17 protein-coding genes and 1 tRNA gene are annotated in these 21,251 nt (G+C 62.5%); 16 read left to right on the top strand and 2 right to left on the bottom strand.

What is annotated here, in order from left to right; genetic code table 11:
- Positions 1–42: 42 nt before the first annotated feature.
- On the bottom strand, positions 43–1,722 hold the full coding sequence (gene recN / locus V3388_RS01985) for a DNA repair protein RecN (RefSeq protein ID WP_336365840.1): 1,680 nt from the start codon (positions 1,720–1,722) through the stop codon (positions 43–45).
- A gap of 252 nt (positions 1,723–1,974) precedes the next feature.
- Here recN and grpE point away from each other — a divergent pair, with 252 nt between their 5' ends.
- The 7 genes from grpE to greA all read left to right on the top strand — a co-directional run bounded on the left by grpE (position 1,975) and on the right by greA (position 11,977).
- On the top strand, positions 1,975–2,562 hold the full coding sequence (gene grpE / locus V3388_RS01990) for a nucleotide exchange factor GrpE (RefSeq protein ID WP_336365841.1): 588 nt from the start codon (positions 1,975–1,977) through the stop codon (positions 2,560–2,562).
- 87 nt (positions 2,563–2,649) lie between these two features.
- The gene (dnaK, locus tag V3388_RS01995; protein ID WP_336365842.1) at positions 2,650–4,575 is read left to right on the top strand and encodes a molecular chaperone DnaK; all 1,926 of its coding nucleotides are present in this window, start codon (positions 2,650–2,652) and stop codon (positions 4,573–4,575) included.
- Between the two features lie 78 nt (positions 4,576–4,653).
- Entirely contained in the window at positions 4,654–5,781 is a 1,128-nt protein-coding gene (dnaJ, locus tag V3388_RS02000; RefSeq protein WP_336365843.1) for a molecular chaperone DnaJ, read from the top strand.
- A 56-nt stretch (positions 5,782–5,837) separates the two neighbouring features.
- Positions 5,838–6,638: a 4-hydroxy-tetrahydrodipicolinate reductase gene (gene dapB, locus V3388_RS02005; RefSeq protein ID WP_336365844.1), complete on the top strand. Its 801-nt coding sequence runs from the start codon at positions 5,838–5,840 to the stop codon at positions 6,636–6,638.
- A 425-nt stretch (positions 6,639–7,063) separates the two neighbouring features.
- Positions 7,064–8,194 carry a glutamine-hydrolyzing carbamoyl-phosphate synthase small subunit gene (carA, locus tag V3388_RS02010; RefSeq protein WP_336365845.1) on the top strand — a complete coding sequence of 377 codons (1,131 nt, stop codon included), beginning with the start codon at positions 7,064–7,066 and terminating at the stop codon, positions 8,192–8,194.
- A gap of 80 nt (positions 8,195–8,274) precedes the next feature.
- A complete protein-coding gene (carB, locus tag V3388_RS02015; RefSeq protein ID WP_336365846.1) occupies positions 8,275–11,493 on the top strand; it encodes a carbamoyl-phosphate synthase large subunit in 3,219 nt (1,072 codons plus the stop codon).
- A 4-nt stretch (positions 11,494–11,497) separates the two neighbouring features.
- Complete coding sequence (gene greA / locus V3388_RS02020) at positions 11,498–11,977, top strand: transcription elongation factor GreA (RefSeq protein ID WP_336365847.1); 480 nt, start codon at positions 11,498–11,500, stop codon at positions 11,975–11,977.
- Positions 11,978–12,098: 121 nt separating this feature from the next.
- Here the strand turns inward: greA and V3388_RS02025 are convergent, their stop codons facing one another.
- Positions 12,099–12,410 (bottom strand): YhbY family RNA-binding protein, encoded by a 312-nt coding sequence (locus tag V3388_RS02025; protein WP_336365848.1) that lies wholly within the window; start codon positions 12,408–12,410, stop codon positions 12,099–12,101.
- A gap of 156 nt (positions 12,411–12,566) precedes the next feature.
- On the opposite strand from V3388_RS02025, the gene rlmE reads away from it, so the two are divergent.
- The 9 genes from rlmE to nusA all read left to right on the top strand — a co-directional run bounded on the left by rlmE (position 12,567) and on the right by nusA (position 21,246).
- Positions 12,567–13,190: a 23S rRNA (uridine(2552)-2'-O)-methyltransferase RlmE gene (rlmE, locus tag V3388_RS02030; protein ID WP_336365849.1), complete on the top strand. Its 624-nt coding sequence runs from the start codon at positions 12,567–12,569 to the stop codon at positions 13,188–13,190.
- 120 nt (positions 13,191–13,310) lie between these two features.
- Positions 13,311–15,251 (top strand): ATP-dependent zinc metalloprotease FtsH, encoded by a 1,941-nt coding sequence (ftsH, locus tag V3388_RS02035; RefSeq protein ID WP_336365850.1) that lies wholly within the window; start codon positions 13,311–13,313, stop codon positions 15,249–15,251.
- A 111-nt stretch (positions 15,252–15,362) separates the two neighbouring features.
- Complete coding sequence (gene folP, locus V3388_RS02040; protein WP_336365851.1) at positions 15,363–16,196, top strand: dihydropteroate synthase; 834 nt, start codon at positions 15,363–15,365, stop codon at positions 16,194–16,196.
- A complete protein-coding gene (glmM, locus tag V3388_RS02045) occupies positions 16,193–17,536 on the top strand; it encodes a phosphoglucosamine mutase (RefSeq protein ID WP_336365852.1) in 1,344 nt (447 codons plus the stop codon). The genes folP and glmM overlap by 4 nt, the downstream gene beginning before the upstream one ends.
- 67 nt (positions 17,537–17,603) lie before the next feature.
- Complete coding sequence (gene tpiA, locus V3388_RS02050; RefSeq protein ID WP_336365853.1) at positions 17,604–18,368, top strand: triose-phosphate isomerase; 765 nt, start codon at positions 17,604–17,606, stop codon at positions 18,366–18,368.
- Positions 18,369–18,386: 18 nt separating this feature from the next.
- A complete protein-coding gene (gene secG / locus V3388_RS02055) occupies positions 18,387–18,824 on the top strand; it encodes a preprotein translocase subunit SecG (RefSeq protein WP_336365854.1) in 438 nt (145 codons plus the stop codon).
- An 8-nt stretch (positions 18,825–18,832) separates the two neighbouring features.
- Positions 18,833–18,917: transfer RNA gene (locus V3388_RS02060), tRNA-Leu, on the top strand.
- A 318-nt stretch (positions 18,918–19,235) separates the two neighbouring features.
- The gene (gene rimP / locus V3388_RS02065) at positions 19,236–19,697 is read left to right on the top strand and encodes a ribosome maturation factor RimP (protein WP_336365855.1); all 462 of its coding nucleotides are present in this window, start codon (positions 19,236–19,238) and stop codon (positions 19,695–19,697) included.
- A 55-nt stretch (positions 19,698–19,752) separates the two neighbouring features.
- On the top strand, positions 19,753–21,246 hold the full coding sequence (gene nusA / locus V3388_RS02070) for a transcription termination factor NusA (protein ID WP_336365856.1): 1,494 nt from the start codon (positions 19,753–19,755) through the stop codon (positions 21,244–21,246).
- Positions 21,247–21,251 lie beyond the last annotated feature (5 nt).

Raw genomic sequence — 21,251 nt, forward strand, 5'->3', positions numbered from 1 at the left:
CGATTTTGTGTACAGCCCGTTCCCAGTGTTCCCTGCGGCCGCTCAGTGATGGGTGGCCTGGCCCTTGAGGAACATTTCCCGGGCGTGGGCCAGGGTTTGCTCCGTCATGTCCACGCCGCCCAGCATGCGCGCCACCTCATCAATCCGGCCCTGATCGTCCAACGTTTCAATGCGGGAGAAGGTGGCATCCTGCTGGGTAAATTTGCTGACGAACAGGTGTTGGTGACACTGCGCCGCCACCTGCGGCAGGTGGGTAACGCACAATACCTGGCCGTTCTCCCCCAGGGCGCGGAGAAGGCGGCCCACCACTTCCGCGGTACCGCCGCCAATGCCCACGTCCACTTCATCGAACACCAGGGTGGGGGTGGTGGAGGTCTGGGCGACGACCACTTGAATGGCGAGGCTGATGCGGGACAGCTCGCCACCGGAAGCGACTTTCGCCAGCGGCCGCGCCGGCTGGCCCGGGTTGGCGCTGACCAGGAACTCAATGTCTTCATGGCCATGGGGTGACGGTTCCGCGTCGGACGAACGGCCCAGGTGGGTAACAAACTGCATGGTGGGCATGCTCAGTTGCGCCAGCTCTCGGGCCACCCGCTCGTCCAGGGCCACGGCGGCTTTCTCCCGGGCGCCAGACAGCTCCGTCGCAAGGGTGTCGTAGCGGTCACGGACGCTGTCCAGCTCGGCCTCCAGTTGTTCCAGGCTGCCAGCGCCGCCATCGAGTTCCGCCAGTTCCGCGCTCAGCCGCTGATGCAACTCCGGCAGTTCCTCGGGAGGTATCCGGTGCTTGCGCGCCATCTGGAAAATGGCGCTCAGGCGCTCTTCCACCTCCGCCAGTCGGGCGGGATCGGCCTCGTAGTCCTCCACGAACCGGCGCAGGTTGTCGCCGGCCTCGGTGATCTGGATGCAGGCTTCGTTCAGCATCTGAATGCTGTCGGCCAGTGCCGGTACCTCCACGGGCAACTGCTCCAGTTGGTGCAGCGCCTGGCGCACCAGCTGCGCGGCGCTGGTGTCGTCCTCGGTGCAGAGCATGGCGGCCTGATGGCTGCTGTGCAGGACCGAGTCCGCCTGGCTGAGCTGGGCCTGCTCCTGTTCCAGCGTCTCCTGTTCGCCTGGCTCAAGGGCCAGCCGATCCAGCTCTTCCACCTGATAGCGCAGCAGTTGCAGGCGAGCTTCGGCTTCGTCAGCGTTTTGCTGGCGCTGTGCCAGCTTTTGTCGGGCTTGATGCCACGCTTTCCAGGCCACCCGGGTGTCTTCCGCCAGTGCCTCAACGCCGGCAAATTCATCCAGCAGGGTGCGATGGGTATCCTTTCTCAACAGGGACTGGTGCTGATGCTGGCTGTGGATGTCCATCAGCAGACCGCCGAGTTCCCGAAGCTGGGACAGGGGGCAGGGCTGGCCGTTGATGAACGCCTTGGAGCGACCGTCCCGGCTGATGGTGCGCCGCAGAATGCAGTCGTTGCGGTCGTCCAGCTCTTGGGCTTCCAGCCAGGCGCGGGCGGCAGGAATGCGGGCAATGTCAAAACTGGCGGTGATGTCGGCCCGCTTGGCGCCGTGGCGGACGGCACCGGCATCCGCCCGGTCCCCCATTGCCAGCCCGAGGGCGTCCAGCACAATGGATTTGCCGGCGCCGGTCTCCCCGGTCAGGGCGGTCATGCCCTGTGTGAATTGCAGCTCCACACGTTCGGCAATGGCGTAGTTGGAAACCGTCAGCTGAGTGAGCATGGTAGACCTCCGCTCCAGGAAATGTGCCGTCACAACCACTGTCTGGGTATACAGTATATGGGAATATATACAGTGTTTTTCGCCTTTGCAAACCACCATTGGTGAATTTCTTCACAGATCTCCGCCAGCAATGGTTGAAACCCCGCGCAGCAGCCCCATATCCCATCGAAATTCCGGTTTTGTCGCGGTTCCGGCCGCGCAATCTATCCCTCGGCCCGAGGTGGGCCGTTCCAAGATTGAGCAGGAGTCCTCATGAGCGCTGACGAAAAACGCAACGAGCAGGTAGACGAACTGAATGACGCCGTCCAGGGCGATGCGCCCGAGGCCGGTTCCGACGCTGACGGCGGGTCCGAAGTCGATCAACTTCGGGCGCAGGTGCAGGAGCTGCAGGACCAGGCGCTGCGGGCCCAGGCGGAAATGCAGAACGTGCGGCGCCGGTCCGAGATTGACGTGGAAAAGGCGCACAAGTTTGCGCTGGAAAAGTTCGTCAAGGAGCTGCTGCCGGTGGCGGACAGCCTGGAGAAGGCTGTTGAAGCCGCCCAGGGCCATCAGGACGCCGGGGATGTCGTGGCGTCTATCCACGAGGGCGTGGAAATGACCCTGGGGCTGATGATGAACAGTCTGAAGAAATTCAACGTTGAACAGCTGAACCCGGTGGGCGAGCCGTTTGATCCGCAGCAGCATGAGGCCATGTCCATGGTGCCGGCGCCGGACGCCGAGCCCAACAGCGTAGTGGCCGTTGTTCAGAAAGGCTACCTGCTGAACGGCCGCGTGGTCCGTCCCGCCATGGTGGTTGTGGCCAAGGCCGGTGAGGCCCCCAAAATCGACGAGCAGGCTTGAAAAGTCGGCGAGCGCGCCAATATAGCCAGTAATTAGCGAGAAGCGGTCAGGTTCCGCAAACGCATTGACGACATCTGGAGTGATTCAATGAGCAAGATTATCGGTATCGACCTCGGCACCACCAACTCCTGTGTGGCCATCATGGATGGCGACAAGGTCAAGGTTATCGAGAACGCAGAGGGTGATCGCACCACCCCGTCCATCATCGCGTACACCGAAGACGGCGAAACCCTGGTTGGCCAGTCTGCCAAGCGCCAGGCGGTCACCAACCCGTCCAACACCCTGTACGCCATCAAGCGTCTGATTGGCCGCCGCTTCGAAGACGACGTGGTCCAGAAAGACATCAAGATGGTGCCCTACAAGATCACCAAGGCGGACAACGGTGACGCCTGGGTTGAGGTGAAGGGCAAGAAGATGGCGCCGCCGCAGGTGTCCGCCGAAGTGCTCAAGAAAATGAAGAAGACCGCGGAAGACTACCTGGGTGAGAAGGTCACCGAGGCGGTGATCACCGTGCCGGCCTACTTCAACGACAGCCAGCGCCAGGCCACCAAGGACGCCGGCAAGATCGCCGGCCTGGAAGTGAAGCGGATTATCAACGAGCCGACCGCCGCGGCCCTGGCCTACGGCCTGGACAAGCGCAGCGGCGACCGCACCGTGGCCGTCTACGACCTGGGTGGTGGTACCTTCGATTTGTCCATCATCGAGATCGCTGACGTGGACGGTGAGCACCAGTTTGAAGTGCTGGCCACCAACGGCGACACCTTCCTGGGCGGCGAGGACTTCGACCTGAAAATCATCGAGTACCTCGCGGACCAGTTCAAGAAGGACAGCGGCATCGACCTGCGGGGCGATTCCCTGGCCATGCAGCGTTTGAAGGAAGCGGCTGAGAAGGCGAAGATTGAGCTGTCCAGCAGCCAGCAGACCGACGTGAACCTGCCGTACATTACGGCCGACGCGTCCGGTCCCAAGCACATGAACGTGAAGCTGACCCGCGCCAAGCTGGAATCCCTGGTGGAAGACCTGGTCCAGCGCAGCCTGGAGCCGTGCAAAGTGGCCCTGCAGGACGCCGGCATGAAGGCGGCCGAGATCGATGAGGTTATCCTGGTGGGCGGCCAGACCCGCATGCCGATGGTGCAGGAAAAGGTGAAGGCGTTCTTTGGCAAAGAGCCGCGCAAGGACGTCAACCCGGACGAGGCGGTGGCCATGGGCGCTGCTATTCAGGCTGCCGTGCTGTCTGGTGATGTGAAAGACGTTCTGCTGCTGGACGTGACCCCGCTGACCCTGGGTATCGAAACCATGGGCGGCGTGGCCACCCCGCTGATCGAGAAGAACACGACCATCCCGACCAAGAAGTCGCAGACCTTCTCCACCGCGGATGACAACCAGACCGCCGTGACCATCCACGTGGTGCAGGGCGAGCGCAAGCAGGCCGCCCAGAACAAGTCCCTGGGCCGGTTCGATCTGGCGGACATTCCGCCGGCGCCGCGCGGAGTGCCGCAGATTGAGGTCACCTTTGACATCGACGCCAACGGCATCCTGAACGTGTCGGCCAAAGACAAGGCCACCGGTAAGGAGCAGTCCATCGTCATCAAGGCCTCTTCCGGCCTGAACGATGACGAGATCGAGAAGATGGTGCGCGACGCCGAGGCCAACGCCGACGAGGATCGCAAGTTCGAAGAGCTGGTGCAGGCCCGTAACCAGGGTGATGCGATGGTGCACGCCGTTCGCAAGACCCTGAAAGAGGCCGGCGACAAGGTCAGCGACAGCGAGAAGGACAGCATCGAGTCCGCCATCAAGGACCTCGAAGACGCGCTGGCCGGCTCTGACAAGGACGACATTGAGGCCAAGACCCAGAAGCTGACTGAGGTGTCCTCTGAACTCGCGCAGAAAATGTACGCCGAGCAGGGTTCGCAACAGGGTCAGGCCGGTGCCGCTGACGGCGCCAGCCAGTCCCAGTCCGCCGACGACGCGGTGGACGCCGAGTTCGAGGAAGTCAAGGACGACAAGAAGTAAAACCGAGGACCATCAGGCAGTTGGAAAACGCGGGGGCAGCCCCGCGTTTTCCGCGTTATAAAAACAGGGTTTTTCAGCATGGCCAAGCGTGATTATTACGAAGTCCTCGGGGTTTCCCGGGACGCGGACGACAAGGACATCAAGCGGGCGTATCGGAAGCTCGCGATGAAATACCATCCGGACCGCAACCCGGACGACACGGACGCCGAGAACAAGTTCAAGGAGGCCAGCGAAGCCTACGAAGTGCTGGCAGACGCCAACAAGCGCGCCGCCTACGACCAGTTCGGACACGCCGGCGTTGATGGCCAGGCCGGCGGCGGTTTCGGTGGCGGCGGTGCCAGCTTCTCCGACATCTTCGGAGACGTGTTCGGCGACATCTTCGGCGGTGGCGGCGGCCGGGGTCGCAATACCCGCGGCGCCGATCTGCGCTACACCCTCGAGCTGGATCTTGAGGAAGCCGTTAAGGGCAAGACCGTTAAAATCACCATTCCGGGCCACAAGGAATGTGAAGCCTGCGACGGCAGCGGCGCCACCAAAGGCTCCGGCGTCGAGACCTGTGGTACCTGCCGGGGTGTTGGTCAGGTGCGCATGCAGCAGGGTTTCTTTGCGGTTCAGCAGACCTGCCCGACCTGTCGCGGTGCCGGCCAGATCATCAAGGATCCGTGCAAGGTGTGCCACGGCCAGGGCCGGGTGCGTGAGGAAAAGACCCTCTCGGTGAAAGTGCCGCCAGGCGTGGATACCGGTGATCGCATTCGCCTGTCCGGTGAGGGCGAAATGGGCGTGGACGGCGGACCGTCCGGCGACCTGTACGTCCAGATAGCGGTGCGCGAACACTCGATCTTCACCCGTGATGGCCGTAATCTCTACTGCGAAGTGCCCATCAGCATCGTCGACGCCAGCCTCGGCGGCGAGTTGGAAGTGCCGACGCTGGACGGTCGGGTTAAGCTCAAGATTCCGCCCGAAACCCAGACCGGCCGCCTGTTCCGCCTGCGCAACAAGGGCGTTAGTCCGGTCCGCGGTGGCCCGGCCGGCGATCTGTTGTGCCGTGTGATTCTGGAAACGCCGGTTAACCTGACCAAGCGCCAGAAGGAGCTGCTTGAAGAGTTCCAGAAGACGCTGGACGATAGCAATGGCAACCAGCATGCGCCCAAGAAGACCTCGTGGTTTGAGGGTGTGAAAAGCTTTTTCGACGAAATGAAGTTCTAACGGAGCGTCTGTAGCGGGTGTTGACGCCCGACGACCGGCTGACGAGGATATCGCACATGAAAGTAGCCATCATCGGCGCCGCCGGGCGCATGGGCAAGGTATTGATTGAGGCCGTCGACGGCACCGAAGGCCTGGAGCTGGGCGCCGCCATTGTGGAGCCGGGCAGCAGCCTGGTGGGCAGCGATGCCGGTGAGCTGGTCGGCATCGGCCGTACCGGTGTTCGCCTGGTGGACAGCCTGGCGCAGGTGAAAGACGCCTTTGACGTGCTGGTCGATTTCACCTTTCCGGACCTGACCCTGGAAAACGCCGCCTTCTGTGCCGAACACGGCAAGCGCCTGGTGGTGGGCACCACCGGTATGACCGACGCGGAAAAACAACAGTTGGCCCAGGCCGCCGAGTCCGTGCCCATCATGTTTGCCCCCAACATGAGCGTGGGCGTGAACGTGGTGCTCAATTTGTTGCGCACGGCTGCAGCAACCCTGGGTGACGACTACGATGTGGAAATCATCGAAGCCCACCACCGGCACAAAAAGGACGCTCCGTCTGGCACCGCTCTTCGCATGGGCGAAGTGGTCGCCGACGCCCTCGGACGCGATCTCAAAGAGTGTGCCGTGTATGGCCGCGAAGGCTTCACCGGCGAGCGCACCCGCAAGGAAATCGGCTTCGAAACCATTCGCGCCGGTGACGTGGTGGGTGATCACACCGTCCTGTTTGCCACCGAAGGCGAACGCATCGAAATCACCCACAAGGCCAGCAGCCGCATGACCTTCGCCAAGGGCGCCATGCGGGCGGCCCTGTGGCTGGAGAACAAGCCGGCCGGGCTTTATGACATGCAGGATGTGCTTGGACTGAAGTAAGGGCGGGCCGCCTGCAAGTCTATATAAGGTGGCACGCCTTTCTGAGGAAGTCGCCCGGTCCGGGTTCTTAACGCCAAACCGGAAGAGTGAAGCCGAGGCTACCCGGAGGCGAAGGAGCAGGGCGTCTTTTCGGGAGTGTCGAAGGCCAGGGATGGCCTGAGCCAAGCGCACACGGACGTGCTTGTAGCGTTTCCCGAAAAGACGCCCTGTTCCTTCGCCGTCCTACGGCAATCACCGGATTTCAGATGGACAGTCACTGCCATATTTCTTACAATAAGGCGATTTGACTGCACCAAGCGTACCTACGAAAAGTTCTGAAAAAAGCGGGACCGGGTTTTAACCCCGTCTCGCTTTTTTGCAACCTGACATTGCGCTTGCGTTCCTGTTCGTGACGAACTCACCGCCACTCGATGAGGATACAAGCCTTGAGCACACCAGCCATCCTTGCACTCGCAGACGGAAGTCTCTTTTACGGAACCTCCATAGGCGCTGACGGGGAGACCAGCGGTGAAGTGGTGTTCAACACCGCCATGACCGGCTACCAGGAAATCCTGACCGACCCGTCCTACTCCCGCCAGATCGTTACCCTGACTTACCCCCACATCGGCAATACCGGCGTCAACCGCGAAGACATTGAATCGGATCGCATCCAGGCCGCGGGTCTGATCATCCGCGACCTGCCGCTGATGGCGAGCAGCTGGCGCAGCGAAGGACGGCTGGACGACTACCTGCGGAACAGCAACATCGTGGGCATCGCTGACATCGACACCCGCCGGCTCACCCGCATCCTCCGGGACAAGGGCTCCCAGAATGGCGCCATCGTCGCCGGTGAAAACGCCACCGCCGAGCGCGCTCTGGAACTGGCCCGGGCCTTTCCGGGCCTCAAGGGCATGGACCTAGCCAAAGTGGTCACCTGTGAGAATGCCTATACCTGGAACCAGAGCGAGTGGACCCTGGGCGAGGGCTACGGCACCCAGGACGCGCCCCGCTTCAAGGTGGTGGCCTACGATTACGGCGTAAAGTACAACATCCTGCGCATGCTCGCGGCCCGCGGCTGTGACATCACCGTGGTGCCGGCGCAGACCCCGGCAGCGGACGTGCTGGCCATGAACCCGGACGGCGTCTTCCTCTCCAACGGCCCCGGCGACCCCGAGCCCTGTGATTACGCCATCAAGGCCATCCAGGACATCCTCGAAACCGACGTGCCGGTGTTCGGCATCTGCCTCGGTCACCAACTCCTGGCGCTGGCCAGCGGTGCCAAGACCATGAAAATGGGCCACGGCCACCACGGCGCCAATCACCCGGTCCAGGACCTCGCGACCGGAACGGTGATGATCACCAGCCAGAACCACGGTTTTGCGGTGGATGAGAGCAGCCTTCCGGCCAATCTCCAGGCCACCCACAAGTCCCTGTTCGATGGCACGCTCCAGGGTATTCGCCGCACCGACAAGGCGGCTTACAGCTTCCAGGGTCACCCGGAAGCCAGCCCGGGCCCCCGCGACGTGGCGCCCCTGTTTGACGAGTTCATCCGCCTGATGGACGCGCGCTCCGCCTGAGGCGGCGCACCACGGAACCCGTGCCGGCGCCGCGTTTTGCGCTGCCAGAATTCAAAGATTGCTGACAGGTTTACCGAGACATGCCAAAACGTACCGACATCAAGAGCATCCTGATCCTGGGCGCAGGCCCGATTGTGATCGGGCAGGCGTGCGAATTCGACTACTCCGGGGCCCAGGCCTGCAAGGCGCTGAGGGAAGAGGGCTACCGGGTGATCCTGGTGAACTCCAACCCGGCCACCATCATGACCGACCCGGCGATGGCCGATGCCACCTACATCGAGCCGATCACCTGGAAGACGGTGGAGAAGATCATCGAGAAGGAGCAGCCGGACGCGCTGCTGCCCACCATGGGCGGCCAGACCGCCCTGAACTGCGCGCTGGACCTGGAGCGCCACGGGGTGCTGGAGAAGCACGGCGTTGAGATGATTGGCGCCAACGCCGACACCATCGACAAGGCTGAAGACCGGGACCGCTTTGACAAGGCCATGAAGAAGATCGGCCTGGAGTGCCCCCGGGCCACCATCGCCCATTCCATGGAAGAGGCCTGGAAAGTCGCCGACGACATCGGCTTCCCCTGCATCATCCGCCCGTCCTTTACCATGGGCGGCTCCGGCGGTGGTATCGCCTACAACCGGGACGAGTTCGAAGAGATCTGCACCCGGGGCCTGGACCTGTCACCGACCAACGAACTGCTGATCGACGAGTCCCTGATCGGCTGGAAAGAGTACGAGATGGAAGTTGTCCGGGACAAAAACGACAACTGCATCATCGTCTGCGCCATCGAGAACTTCGACGCCATGGGCGTGCACACCGGCGACTCCATCACCGTCGCCCCGGCCCAGACCCTCACCGACAAGGAATACCAGATCATGCGGGACGCCTCCCTGGCGGTCCTGCGCGAGATCGGCGTGGAAACCGGCGGCTCCAACGTCCAGTTCGGCATCAACCCGGACAACGGCCGCATGGTGGTCATCGAGATGAACCCCCGAGTGTCCCGCTCCTCGGCCCTGGCCTCCAAGGCCACCGGCTTCCCGATCGCCAAGGTCGCCGCCAAGCTGGCGGTGGGCTACACCCTCGATGAACTGCGCAACGAAATCACCGGCGGCGTCACCCCGGCCTCGTTCGAACCGTCCATCGACTACGTGGTCACCAAGATCCCCCGGTTCACCTTCGAGAAGTTCCCCCAGGCCGACGCCCGCCTGACCACCCAGATGAAATCCGTGGGCGAGGTCATGGCTATCGGCCGTACCTTCCAGGAATCCCTGCAGAAAGCCCTGCGCGGCCTGGAGGTGGGCTCCGAAGGCTTTGATGAGAAGCTGGAGGAACTGACTTCGGAAAACGCCCAGGAAACCCTGACCCGGGAACTGAACGTGCCCGGCGCCGACCGCGTCTGGTACATCGGCGACGCCTTCCGCGCCGGCCTCACCGTCGAGGACGTGTTCCGCCACACCAAGGTGGACCCCTGGTACCTGGTGCAGATCGAAGACCTGATCAAAGAGGAACAGGCCCTCAAGAGCGCCGGCAAGGCCGATATCGACCAGGCCACCCTGTTCCGCCTCAAGCGCAAGGGCTTCTCCGACGCGCGATTGGCCAAGCTGCTGGGCATCTCCGAGGTGAGCCTGCGCAAGCTGCGCCACGACCTGGGCATCCGTCCGGTGTACAAGCGCGTGGACACCTGCGCCGCCGAGTTTGCCTCCGACACCGCCTACATGTACTCCACCTACGAGGAAGAGTGCGAGGCCGACGCCTCCGACCGCGAGAAGATCGTGGTCATCGGTGGCGGCCCCAACCGGATCGGGCAGGGCATCGAATTCGACTACTGCTGTGTGCACGCGGCCCTGGCCATGCGTGAGGATGGCTACGAAACCATCATGATCAACTGCAACCCGGAGACCGTGTCCACCGACTACGATACCTCCGACCGGTTGTACTTCGAGCCAATCACCCTGGAAGACGTGCTGGAAATCATCCACGTCGAGAAGCCCAAGGGCGTGATCGTGCAATACGGCGGCCAGACCCCGCTGAAGCTGGCCCGTGGCCTGGAAGCAGCCGGCGTGCCCATCATCGGCACCAGCCCGGATGCCATCGACCGCGCCGAGGACCGCGAGCGGTTCCAGCAGATGATCACCCGCCTGGGCCTGAAGCAGCCGGAAAACGCCACCGTGCGCAGCCACGAGGAAGGCATCCTGGCGGCCCGGGAAATCGGCTACCCGCTGGTGGTTCGCCCGTCCTACGTGCTGGGCGGCCGGGCCATGGAAATCGTCTACGACGAGGAAGAGCTGGTGCGCTACATGCGCAACGCCGTACTGGTCTCCAACGATAGCCCGGTGCTGCTGGACCACTTCCTGAACGCCGCCATCGAGGTGGACATCGACGCCATCTCCGACGGCACCGACGTGGTGATTGGTGGCATCATGCAGCACATTGAGCAGGCCGGCGTGCATTCCGGCGATTCCGCCTGTTCGCTGCCGCCGTACACCCTGTCCCCGCAGGTGCAGGACGACATGCGCGAGGCGGTGCGCAAGATGGCCATCGAGCTGGACGTGATCGGCCTGATGAACGTGCAGCTGGCGTATCAGGACGGCGAGATCTACGTGATCGAAGTGAACCCGCGGGCCTCCCGGACGGTGCCGTTCGTGTCCAAGGCCATTGGCGCGTCCCTGGCGGCGGTGGCGGCCCGGGTGATGTCCGGCAAGAGCCTGAAGGAACTGAACTTCACCCAGGAGATCGTACCGACCTACTACGCGGTGAAGGAATCGGTCTTCCCGTTCAACAAATTCCCGGCGGTGGACCCGATCCTGGGGCCGGAGATGAAATCCACCGGCGAGGTCATGGGCCTGGGTGACAGCTTTGATGAAGCCTTTGCCAAGGCTGCGCTGGCGGTGGGTGAACGTTTACCGGCACAGGGAACGGCGTTCATGTCCGTTCGTGATGTCGACAAGCCGGGTGCCGCCAAAGTGGCCCGTGACCTGGTGGAGGCCGGTTTCCGCATCATCGCCACCACCGGTACCGCCAAGGCGCTGAAAGAGGCTGGCCTGGAGGTCGATTCCGTCAACAAGGTCCGGGAAGGCCGGCCGCACATTGTCGACGCCATCAAGAACGGCAAGGTGCAACTGATCATTAACACCACCGAAGGCCGCAAGGCGATTTCCGACTCGGCGCAGATCCGCCAGTCGGCGCTGCAGGGCAAGGTGACCTACACAACCACTCTGGCAGGCGGCGAAGCTTTCTGCCGGGCCATCAAGTTTGGCCCGGAGCGTACCGTTCGTCGTCTCCAGGATCTCCACGCAGGAAAGTGACACCATGGCAGATCGAGTTCCCATGACCAAGGCGGGCGAAGCCCGTCTGCGCGAAGAACTGAAAAAATTGAAATCCGAGGACCGCCCCCGGGTGATTGCCTCCATCGCCGAGGCCCGCGAACACGGTGACCTGAAGGAAAACGCCGAGTACCACGCGGCCCGGGAGCAGCAGAGCTTTATTGAAGGCCGGATTCAGGAAATCGAAGGCAAGCTGTCCGCCGCCCAGGTGATCGACGTGACCACCATGGAGAACACCGGCAAGGTGATTTTCGGCACCACGGTGCATCTGATCAACATGGATACGGACGAAGAAGTGTCCTACCAGATCGTGGGCGAAGATGAGGCGGACATCAAGGAAGGCAAGCTGTCCATCTCATCCCCGATTGCCCGGGCTTTGGTGGGCAAGGATGAAGGCGATGTGGTCGCTATCCGGGTTCCTTCCGGTACCGTCGAGTACGAAATCGCTCAGGTGGAATACATCTGAGGTGCGCCGCGCCCCGGTTCGCCGGGGCTGGTTCGTTCGGGGTCAGATGAAAATGGGGTCAGATGAACGCTTCATCTGACCCCATTTTCATCTGACCCCAGCTTTCGTCATTCGGCGGCGTTTACTGCTGATGACGGGACAGGTTGGACAGCTTCGGGTTTGGCTGCTTGGCCCGGCGCAGGATCACGGCGATCTTGCCGATGGTCTGGACCAGTTCGGCGCCGGTGCTTTCGCACAGGGCCTGAATGGCTTCCTGGCGCACGTCACGATCGGTGCTGGCGATCTTGATCTTGATCAGCTCATGGTCGTTCAGGGCGCGGTCCAGTTCGCCCTGGAGGCCCTCGGTGAGCCCTTTGTCACCCACAATAATGACGGGCTTGAGGTTGTGGGCAATGCCCCGGTAGGTCCGGCGTTGTTCCGGTGACAAACTCATGATGCAATCTCTTAATCAGTGCCATAAACAAAAGGCCGGCGGTGGCTGCACCGGCGGCGACGTATAATGGCGCAAGTGTAACAGAACGCCGATGCCAGCGTATGGCTGCTAACCCGTATCCGGACCGGCGTTCACACCCCTAATCAGGAGGCAGTTTTGGCGCGCTCCAAGTCCAGCGATCGCTGGCTGAAGGAACATTTCGATGACGCCTGGGTCAAAAAGTCCCGGCAGGATGGCTATCGCTCCCGGGCCAGCTACAAGTTGATTGAGCTGGACCGGAAGGACCGTCTGTTCCGCCCCGGGCAACTGGTGGTCGATCTGGGCGCCGCACCGGGCGGCTGGTCCCAGGTGGCGGTGGGGCGGGTCGGTGACCAGGGCGTGGTCATTGCCAGCGACATCCTGCCCATGGACGCGATCGCCGGGGTCGACTTTATCCAGGGGGACTTCACCGAGGACGAGGTATTTGAGCAACTGCTCGCGGCGCTCGGTGATCGACAGGCGGACGTTGTAATTTCAGATATGGCACCCAATATGAGTGGTATGGCCGCGGTCGACATTCCCCGCGCCATGGGATTGGTGGAGCTGGCGCTTGATATGGCACGCCGGGTCCTCCGGCCCGGCGGCACGTTTGCCGCCAAGGTGTTCCAGGGGGAAGGGTTTGACGCCCTGATGTCGGATATGCGGGACAGTTTTCAGACGGTTCTCAGCCGTAAGCCGGATTCCTCCAGGGCGCGTTCACGGGAAGTGTACCTGGTAGGCAAGGGCTTCAAGGGCGCCTGAAGGCGCGCGGGCTGCGGGCGTTGCGGATGGGCCGTTTATGGTGGTCCGCCGTACAAATGGTGTAAGGTGTCGAAAAGGGTACGTTGGCAAACGGGTCCTTCAATTCACAGGTGATGATCCTTGAACGATATGGCTAAAAATCTGGTTCTCTGGCTAATCATAGCCGCGGTCCTGCTGATGGTGTTTCAGAATTTCCCCTCGAACACCACCGGGCAGCAAATCAACTATTCCCAGTTTGTTCAGATGGTCCAGCAGGGCCAGGTGGACAAGGTCGTGATCGACGGGCTGGATATCCAGGGGACCCGGGGTGATGGCTCGCAGTTCCGCACCATCCGGCCGCAGGTGGCCGATAACAAGCTGATGGACGACCTGCTGGCCAACAAGGTTGAGGTGATTGGCAAGGAGCCGGAGCGTCAGAGCCTGTGGACTCAGCTTCTCGTGGCGGCTTTCCCGATCCTGATCATCATCGCGTTGTTCGTGTTCTTCATGCGCCAGATGCAGGGCGGCGGTGGTGGCAAAGGCCCCATGTCGTTCGGCAAGAGCAAAGCACGCCTGATGAGCGAGGACCAGATCAAGACCACCTTTGCGGACGTGGCCGGCGTTGATGAGGCCAAGGAAGATGTGAAGGAACTGGTGGATTTCCTGCGGGATCCCAGCAAGTTCCAGCGCCTTGGCGGCCGGATTCCCCGAGGTGTATTGATGGTGGGTCCCCCGGGTACCGGTAAGACCCTGCTCGCCAAGGCCATTGCCGGCGAAGCCAAGGTGCCGTTCTTCTCCATCTCTGGCTCCGATTTCGTGGAAATGTTCGTCGGCGTGGGCGCATCCCGCGTGCGCGACATGTTCGAGCAGGCCAAGAAGCAGAGCCCCTGCATTATCTTTATTGACGAGATCGACGCGGTTGGCCGTCATCGGGGTGCCGGCATGGGCGGCGGTCACGATGAGCGCGAGCAAACCCTGAACCAGCTGCTGGTCGAAATGGACGGTTTTGAAGGCAATGAGGGCGTGATCGTCATCGCTGCCACCAACCGTCCGGACGTGCTGGACCCGGCCCTGCTGCGCCCGGGCCGGTTTGACCGCCAGGTGGTGGTCAGCCTGCCGGACATCATCGGCCGTGAGCAGATCCTGAAAGTGCACATGAAGAAGGTGCCGCTGGCCGAGGGCATCGATCCGGCGGTCATCGCCCGCGGTACCCCGGGCTTTTCCGGCGCCGATCTCGCCAACCTGGTGAACGAGGCGGCGTTGTTCGCGGCCCGTCGTAACCAGCGCCTGGTGTCCATGGAAGAGCTGGAGCTCGCCAAGGACAAGATCATGATGGGCGCCGAGCGCAAGTCCATGGTGATGAGCGAGAAGGAAAAGCGGAACACCGCGTACCACGAGTCCGGCCATGCGATTGTCGGCCGCCTGGTGCCGGAACACGACCCGGTGTACAAGGTCAGTATCATCCCCCGTGGGCGAGCCCTGGGTGTGACCATGTTCCTCCCGGAGGAGGACAAGTACAGTCACTCCAAGCGGTACCTGGTCAGCTCCATCTGCAGCCTGTTCGGTGGTCGTATCGCCGAGGAGCTGACCCTGGGCTTTGAAGGGGTCACCACGGGTGCCTCCAACGATATCGAGCGCGCCACCAGCATTGCCCGGAATATGGTGACCCGGTGGGGCCTGTCCGAAAAACTCGGGCCGCTGCAGTACGACACCGACAGCGAAGAGCCGTTCCTGGGCCGCTCCGCCGGCCAGTCACACACGGTGTACTCGCCGGAGACAGCACAGCGCATTGATGAAGAAGTCCGCAACATCATCGACGAGTGCTACGCCACCGCCAAGCAGATCCTGGTGGATAATCGGGACAAGCTGGACATGATGGCTGAAGCGTTGATGAAGTACGAGACCATCGATCGGTACCAGATCGACGACATCATGGAAGGCCGGGAGCCGCGCCCGCCCAAGGGTTGGGGTGGTAGTGGCCCGGCCGGCGGCGCCCAGGTGGAGCCGGAGAAAGCGCCGGAGCCGAAAGCGTCTGACGACGGTCGTCAGCCCGGCGTCGGTCGCCCGGCCGGCGAGCACTAAGGCACACCGAGCGTTCCGCGCTGGCGCCGTCAGCGGTAAAATAACGCCGCCCGTTCATCGGGCGGCGTTTCTTTTTTTGGGGCTAGGCCCCCGATGCTAGCAGGACTCCCTATGACCATGACTTTTGCCGGGCGAACCCTGGATATGGCGAAGTGCCACGTAATGGGTATTGTCAATGTAACGCCGGACTCCTTCTCGGACGGTGGCCGTTTCAATGCGCCGGATGCGGCGCTGGCCCGGGCTCGGCAGATGGTGGCGGACGGTGCCGCGTTTATTGACGTGGGCGGTGAGTCCACCCGGCCCGGCGCCAGCCCCGTGTCGACTCAGGAGGAACTCGACCGGGTGTGCCCGGTGGTGGAGGCCATCGCCCGTGAGCTGGATGTGGTGGTGTCGGTGGATACCAGCAGCCCGGAGGTCATGGCCGAAACGGCCAGGCTCGGTGCCGGCCTGATCAACGACGTGCGCGCGCTTCAGCGGCCGGGAGCGCCGGAGGCGGCGGCCGCCGCCGGCATTCCGGTATGTGTGATGCACATTCAGGGCGAGCCGGACACCATGCAGGATAACCCGGATTATCAGAACGTACGGCGAGATGTCAGCCGGTTCCTGGTGGAGCGTCTGGCCGTGGCAGAGCGCGCCGGCGTTCGACCGGAACACCTGATCGTGGACCCGGGGTTCGGGTTCGGCAAGACCCTTGAACACAACCTGTCGCTGCTGGCCAGCCTGGAACAGCTGCAAATCCTCGGCTTTCCGGTACTGGTGGGCCTGTCCCGAAAGTCCATGTTGGGCGCGATTACCGGCCGGGACGTTGCTGACCGGTTGCCTGCCAGCCTCGCGGCCGCGACAATATGCGCCATGAAGGGCGCGAGCATCGTACGGGTGCACGACGTCCGCGAAACGGTCGATGCCATCCGCGTGGTGGCCGCCATGACAGGAGCGGCGAAATGACTCAGAGAAAATATTTTGGCACGGACGGCATCCGCGGGCGGGTGGGGGAGTATCCGATTACCCCGGAATTCATGCTCCGCCTGGGGTGGGCCGCCGGTCAGGCGTTCAAGCAGGAAGGTCAGCGTAATCGGGTGCTGATCGGCAAGGATACCCGGCTGTCTGGATACATGTTTGAATCGGCCCTCGAGGCGGGTCTGTCCGCCGCTGGCGTTGACGTTCGCCTGCTCGGACCGATGCCGACGCCCGCCATTGCCTACCTGACCCGGACCTTCCGGGCGGCGGCGGGCATTGTGATCAGCGCGTCCCACAATCCCCACGAAGACAACGGCATCAAGTTCTTCTCCGCCGCGGGCACCAAGCTGGACGACGCGCTGGAGGCGGAGATCGAGCGCTGGCTCGACATGCCTCTGACCGTCTGTGAGCCGGCGGAGCTGGGTAAGGCGTCCCGCATTGACGACGCCCCGGGTCGGTACGTTGAGTTTTGCAAGAGCACGGTTCCCAACGAATTCACCATGGAAGGGCTGCACGTGGTCCTGGACTGCGCCCATGGCGCGACCTACCACGTCGCCCCGAAAGTATTCCGAGAGCTGGGCGCGCAGGTCACGGTCATTGGCGCCGATCCGGACGGCCTGAATATCAATCTCGGGGTCGGGTCGACCCATCTGGGCAGCCTCCGGCAGGCGGTCATGGATCGCCATGCCGATCTTGGCATTGCCTTTGACGGCGACGGCGACCGGGTGCTGATGGTCGACGCCGACGGCACCGAGGTGGATGGCGATGAACTGCTGTACATCATTGCCTCACAGCGCCAGGCCGAAGGTCGGCTTCGGGGCGGTGTGGTCGGCACCCAGATGACCAATCTGGGGGTCGAGCTGGCCCTGAGGGAGCTTGGGATTGATTTCGAGCGGGCCAAGGTGGGCGACCGCTATGTGATGGAGCGCCTGCTGGCCAACGACTGGGTGCTGGGCGGTGAAGGTTCCGGCCACCTGGTGATCCGGGACTGCACCAGCACCGGCGACGGCATTGTTTCTGCGCTCCAGGTGCTGATGGCCGTGTACCGGTCTGGCAAAACCCTGGCGGAGCTGCGCCGGGGCATGAGCAAGCTGCCGCAGACCATGATCAACGTGCGGGTGGGCGAGCGTTTTGATCCGCTGACCCGGGCGGATGTGTGCGACGCCATAGCCCGGGCCGAGTCCGAAATGGGCAGTGCTGGCCGCGTGCTGTTGCGGGCCTCCGGCACGGAACCGCTTATCCGGGTGATGGCAGAGGGTCAGGACGAGCAGCAGATTGCCCGCATTGCCCGCACCCTGGCTGAGGTGGTGGAGCGGTCGGCGCCCTGAGGACGGCCGGTTGTCCGACTCCGCTTGCTCCTGTATAGTTCGGCGTCCCTGAGACTTGGGAGCTGTCATGCGCCGCAGGATTGTTGCCGGAAACTGGAAAATGAACGGGTCCATGGACCTGGTCACGACTCTCGTGCCTGCTGTCAGCGCGGCGGTGGCGAGCGGTGAAGTCGCCGGTAGCGTCGTGATTTTCCCGCCGGCTCTTTACGTACCGGGCGTTCTCAAGGCGGCCGGGGGAGAGCTTGAGGTTGGCGTGCAGAACGTTAGCCAGTGGCGCGCAGGCGCCTACACCGGTGATCTGTCCGCTGTCATGGCGGCCGATACAGGATGCCATTATGCTCTGGTCGGGCACTCCGAGCGCCGCCAGTACTTCGGTGAGACCGACGCGGTGGTGGCCCTGAAGGTGCGCCAGGCACTGGATGCCGGATTGGTGGTTATGGTCTGCGTCGGCGAGACGCTGGCACAGCGGGACGCAGGCGACGCCGAGTCGGTGGTCGCCAGTCAGGTTCGGGCGGCGCTGGCCGATGTCACCCAGGATGAATGGGCGAGGGTGGTCGTCGCTTATGAGCCGGTCTGGGCGATCGGTACCGGCAAGACGGCCACTGCAGAGGACGCGCAGGCCATGCACGCAAGCATCCGTCAGGTGCTCGGTGCGATCGGCGCGCCGGCCGATGACGTTTCAGTGCTTTACGGCGGCAGCGTAAAAGCGGATAATGCGCCCGCGCTTTTCGCAGAGGCGGATATCGACGGTGGCCTGATTGGCGGGGCCTCACTGAGCGCCGAAGAATTTGTCAGCATTTGCCGGTCACTGCCGGCAGATGACAACGGTTAAGTTAACGCGAGCTTTGTTATGGGTTGGTTGGAAACACTGATCATTGTCGTGCACGTGGTCGTCGCTGTCGGCCTGGTTGGCCTTGTGCTGATCCAGCAGGGCAAAGGTGCGGATGCCGGTGCGGCATTCGGTGGCGGCGCTTCCCAGACCGTGTTCGGTAGCCAGGGCAGCGGCAGCTTCCTGACCCGAGTGACTACCGTGCTTGCGATTGTGTTTTTTGTAACGAGTTTTTCCCTGGCGGTGTTTGCCAAGGATCGGGCCGAAGTGGCCGGTCAGGCAGGCGTCCCCGTGGTCGAGCAGCCGGCCTCGCCGGCCAAGTCGGCGGAAGAGAAGGCCCCTGAGCAGGGTGCCGCGGAGTCGCAAAGCGATGCGTCTTCCGCGCAGCCTGCCGCGGCGGACGAAAAGGCTGGGGAAGCCAGTGATGGACAGTCGTCAGGCGTACCGTCACTGGAGTAAAGAATGTTGCCCGGGTGGTGAAACTGGTAGACACGCTATCTTGAGGGGGTAGTGGCGAAAGCCGTGCCGGTTCGAGTCCGGCCCCGGGCACCATATTGAAGAAAAACGGCTTGGAATATCCAGGCCGTTTTTTTTGGTCAGTCCTTGACCAGATTCGTCGGCGTCTCTATACTCCGGCGGATATTGGGACCGGGGTATTTCTCCGGTTTCCTGGCAGGCCAGGTGTCTGTCAGCAGGGTATTGGCAGTAAGCCGCCCTGTGAGTTCTTGCAACAAAGGGCCCCAATCGAGGGGCTTTTTGATTAAGGGGCCTGGCGCATCCGGGCCCTGATGCATAAAAAAGGGCTGATCAAACAGCCCTTTTTTTGTTTGTAGGGCCGGTAAATCATCCGTTTAGGGAGATGGCAACGCTTTGTCAGCCAAGCTTAAGCAACTGGAAGACCTGCTCCGGCCGGTCGTAGAAGGCCTCGGTTATGAGTTCTGGGGGCTTGAATATCGGTCTCAGGGCCAGCACAACCTTCTGAGGTTGTACATTGATGATGCCGAAAACGGCATCTCCATCGAGGATTGCGAAAAGGTCAGTCGTCAGGTCAGCGGCGTGATGGACGTCGAAGACCCGATACAGGTGGAGTACACCCTCGAAGTCTCGTCTCCCGGTATGGACCGCCCGCTGTTTCGGTTGGAGCAGTATGCGGCGTTCGCCGGTCACAAGGTCCAGATTCGCCTGCGTATGGCGTTTGAGGGCCGCCGCAAATTCCAGGGCCTGCTCAAGGGCATTGAAGGTGACGAGGTGGTGGTTGTCGTGGACGATCACGAATACCTGTTGCCCTTCGACAGCATTGAGAAGGCGAGCATCGTACCCGTATTTGAATGAATCGAACTGTGGGCGTCCCGGGACGCACCGTTGAATGTCAGGGCAGGGCAATCCAATGAGTAAAGAGATCTTGCTGGTGGTTGAATCCGTCTCGAACGAGAAAGGCGTCGAGAAGGATGTGATTTTTGAAGCGATGGAGCTGGCGCTGGCCACTGCCGCCAAGAAGCGCTACGAAGATGAAGACGCGGATATCCGAGTGGCCATCGACCGCCGTACCGGAGAGTACGAGACGTTCCGTCGTTGGCTGGTGGTTGATAACGACCAGGTGCCGGCGCTGGGGACCGAGCTGACCCTGCAGGAAGCCGAAGAGATCAGCAAGGATCTCAAACCCGGCGACCTGTACGAGGAAAAAATCGACTCCGTGGCGTTCGGCCGTATCGGCGCGCAGGCCGCCAAGCAGATCATCTTCCAGAAAGTCCGCGAAGCCGAGCGCATGAAGATCGTGGACAGCTACCGGGATCGCGTGGGTGAGCTGGTGTCCGGCACGGTCAAGAAAGTGACCCGGGATAACGTGATTGTTGATCTGGGCAACAACGCCGAAGCGTTGCTGCCCCGGGAACACCTGATTGCCCGCGAAACCTTCCGCATGGGCGACCGGGTCCGGTCACTGCTGCTGGAAATCCGCACCGATCACCGCGGTCCGCAGCTCATCCTGAGCCGCACGGCACCGGAGATGCTGATCGAACTGTTCCGCATTGAGGTGCCGGAAATCGCCGAAGAGCTGATCGAGATCCGGGGCGCCGCCCGGGATCCGGGCTCCCGGGCCAAGATTGCGGTAAAAACCAACGACCGCCGCATTGATCCGGTAGGCGCCTGTGTGGGCATGCGCGGCTCCCGCGTTCAGGCCGTGTCCAACGAGCTGAACGGTGAGCGTGTGGACATTGTGCTGTGGGACGACAACCCCGCGCAGCTGGTGATCAACGCCATGGCGCCGGCGGAAGTGGCGTCCATCGTCATTGATGAAGACCGTCACACCATGGACGTCGCCGTGGCCGAGGACAATCTGGCGCAGGCGATCGGCCGGAACGGACAGAACGTCCGGTTGGCCACCGAGCTGACCGGCTGGACCCTGAACGTGATGACCGAGGAAGAAGCCGGCGAGCGCCAGGAGCAGGAATATAGCCGTCTGCTGGAGCACTTCACCGCCAACCTGGATGTGGACGAAGAGCTGGCCGGTGTGTTGATCGAGGAAGGCTTTACCTCCCTTGAGGAAGTGGCGTACGTGCCAATGGAGGAAATGCTCGCGATCGATGGCTTCGACGAAGAGACCGTGACCGAGCTGCGCCGTCGGGCCAAGGATGTTCTGCTCAACCAGGCCATTGCCAGCGAAGAAGCGCTTGAGGGCGCGGAACCGGCGGAGGACCTGCTGGGCATGGACGGGATGGACCGGGCGCTCGCGTTCAAGCTGGCCGGGATGGGTGTGCGCACCATGGAAGACCTGGCGGAGCAGTCTGTGGACGACCTGCTCGAGATCGACGGTATGAATGAAGAGCGTGCTGGTCAGTTGATCATGACGGCGCGTGCCCCCTGGTTTGAAGACCAGGCTTAATTCGG

Origin of the sequence: Marinobacter sp. C2H3 (assembly GCF_037080155.1) — a bacterium.
Classification (GTDB): Bacteria; Pseudomonadota; Gammaproteobacteria; order Pseudomonadales; family Oleiphilaceae; genus Marinobacter.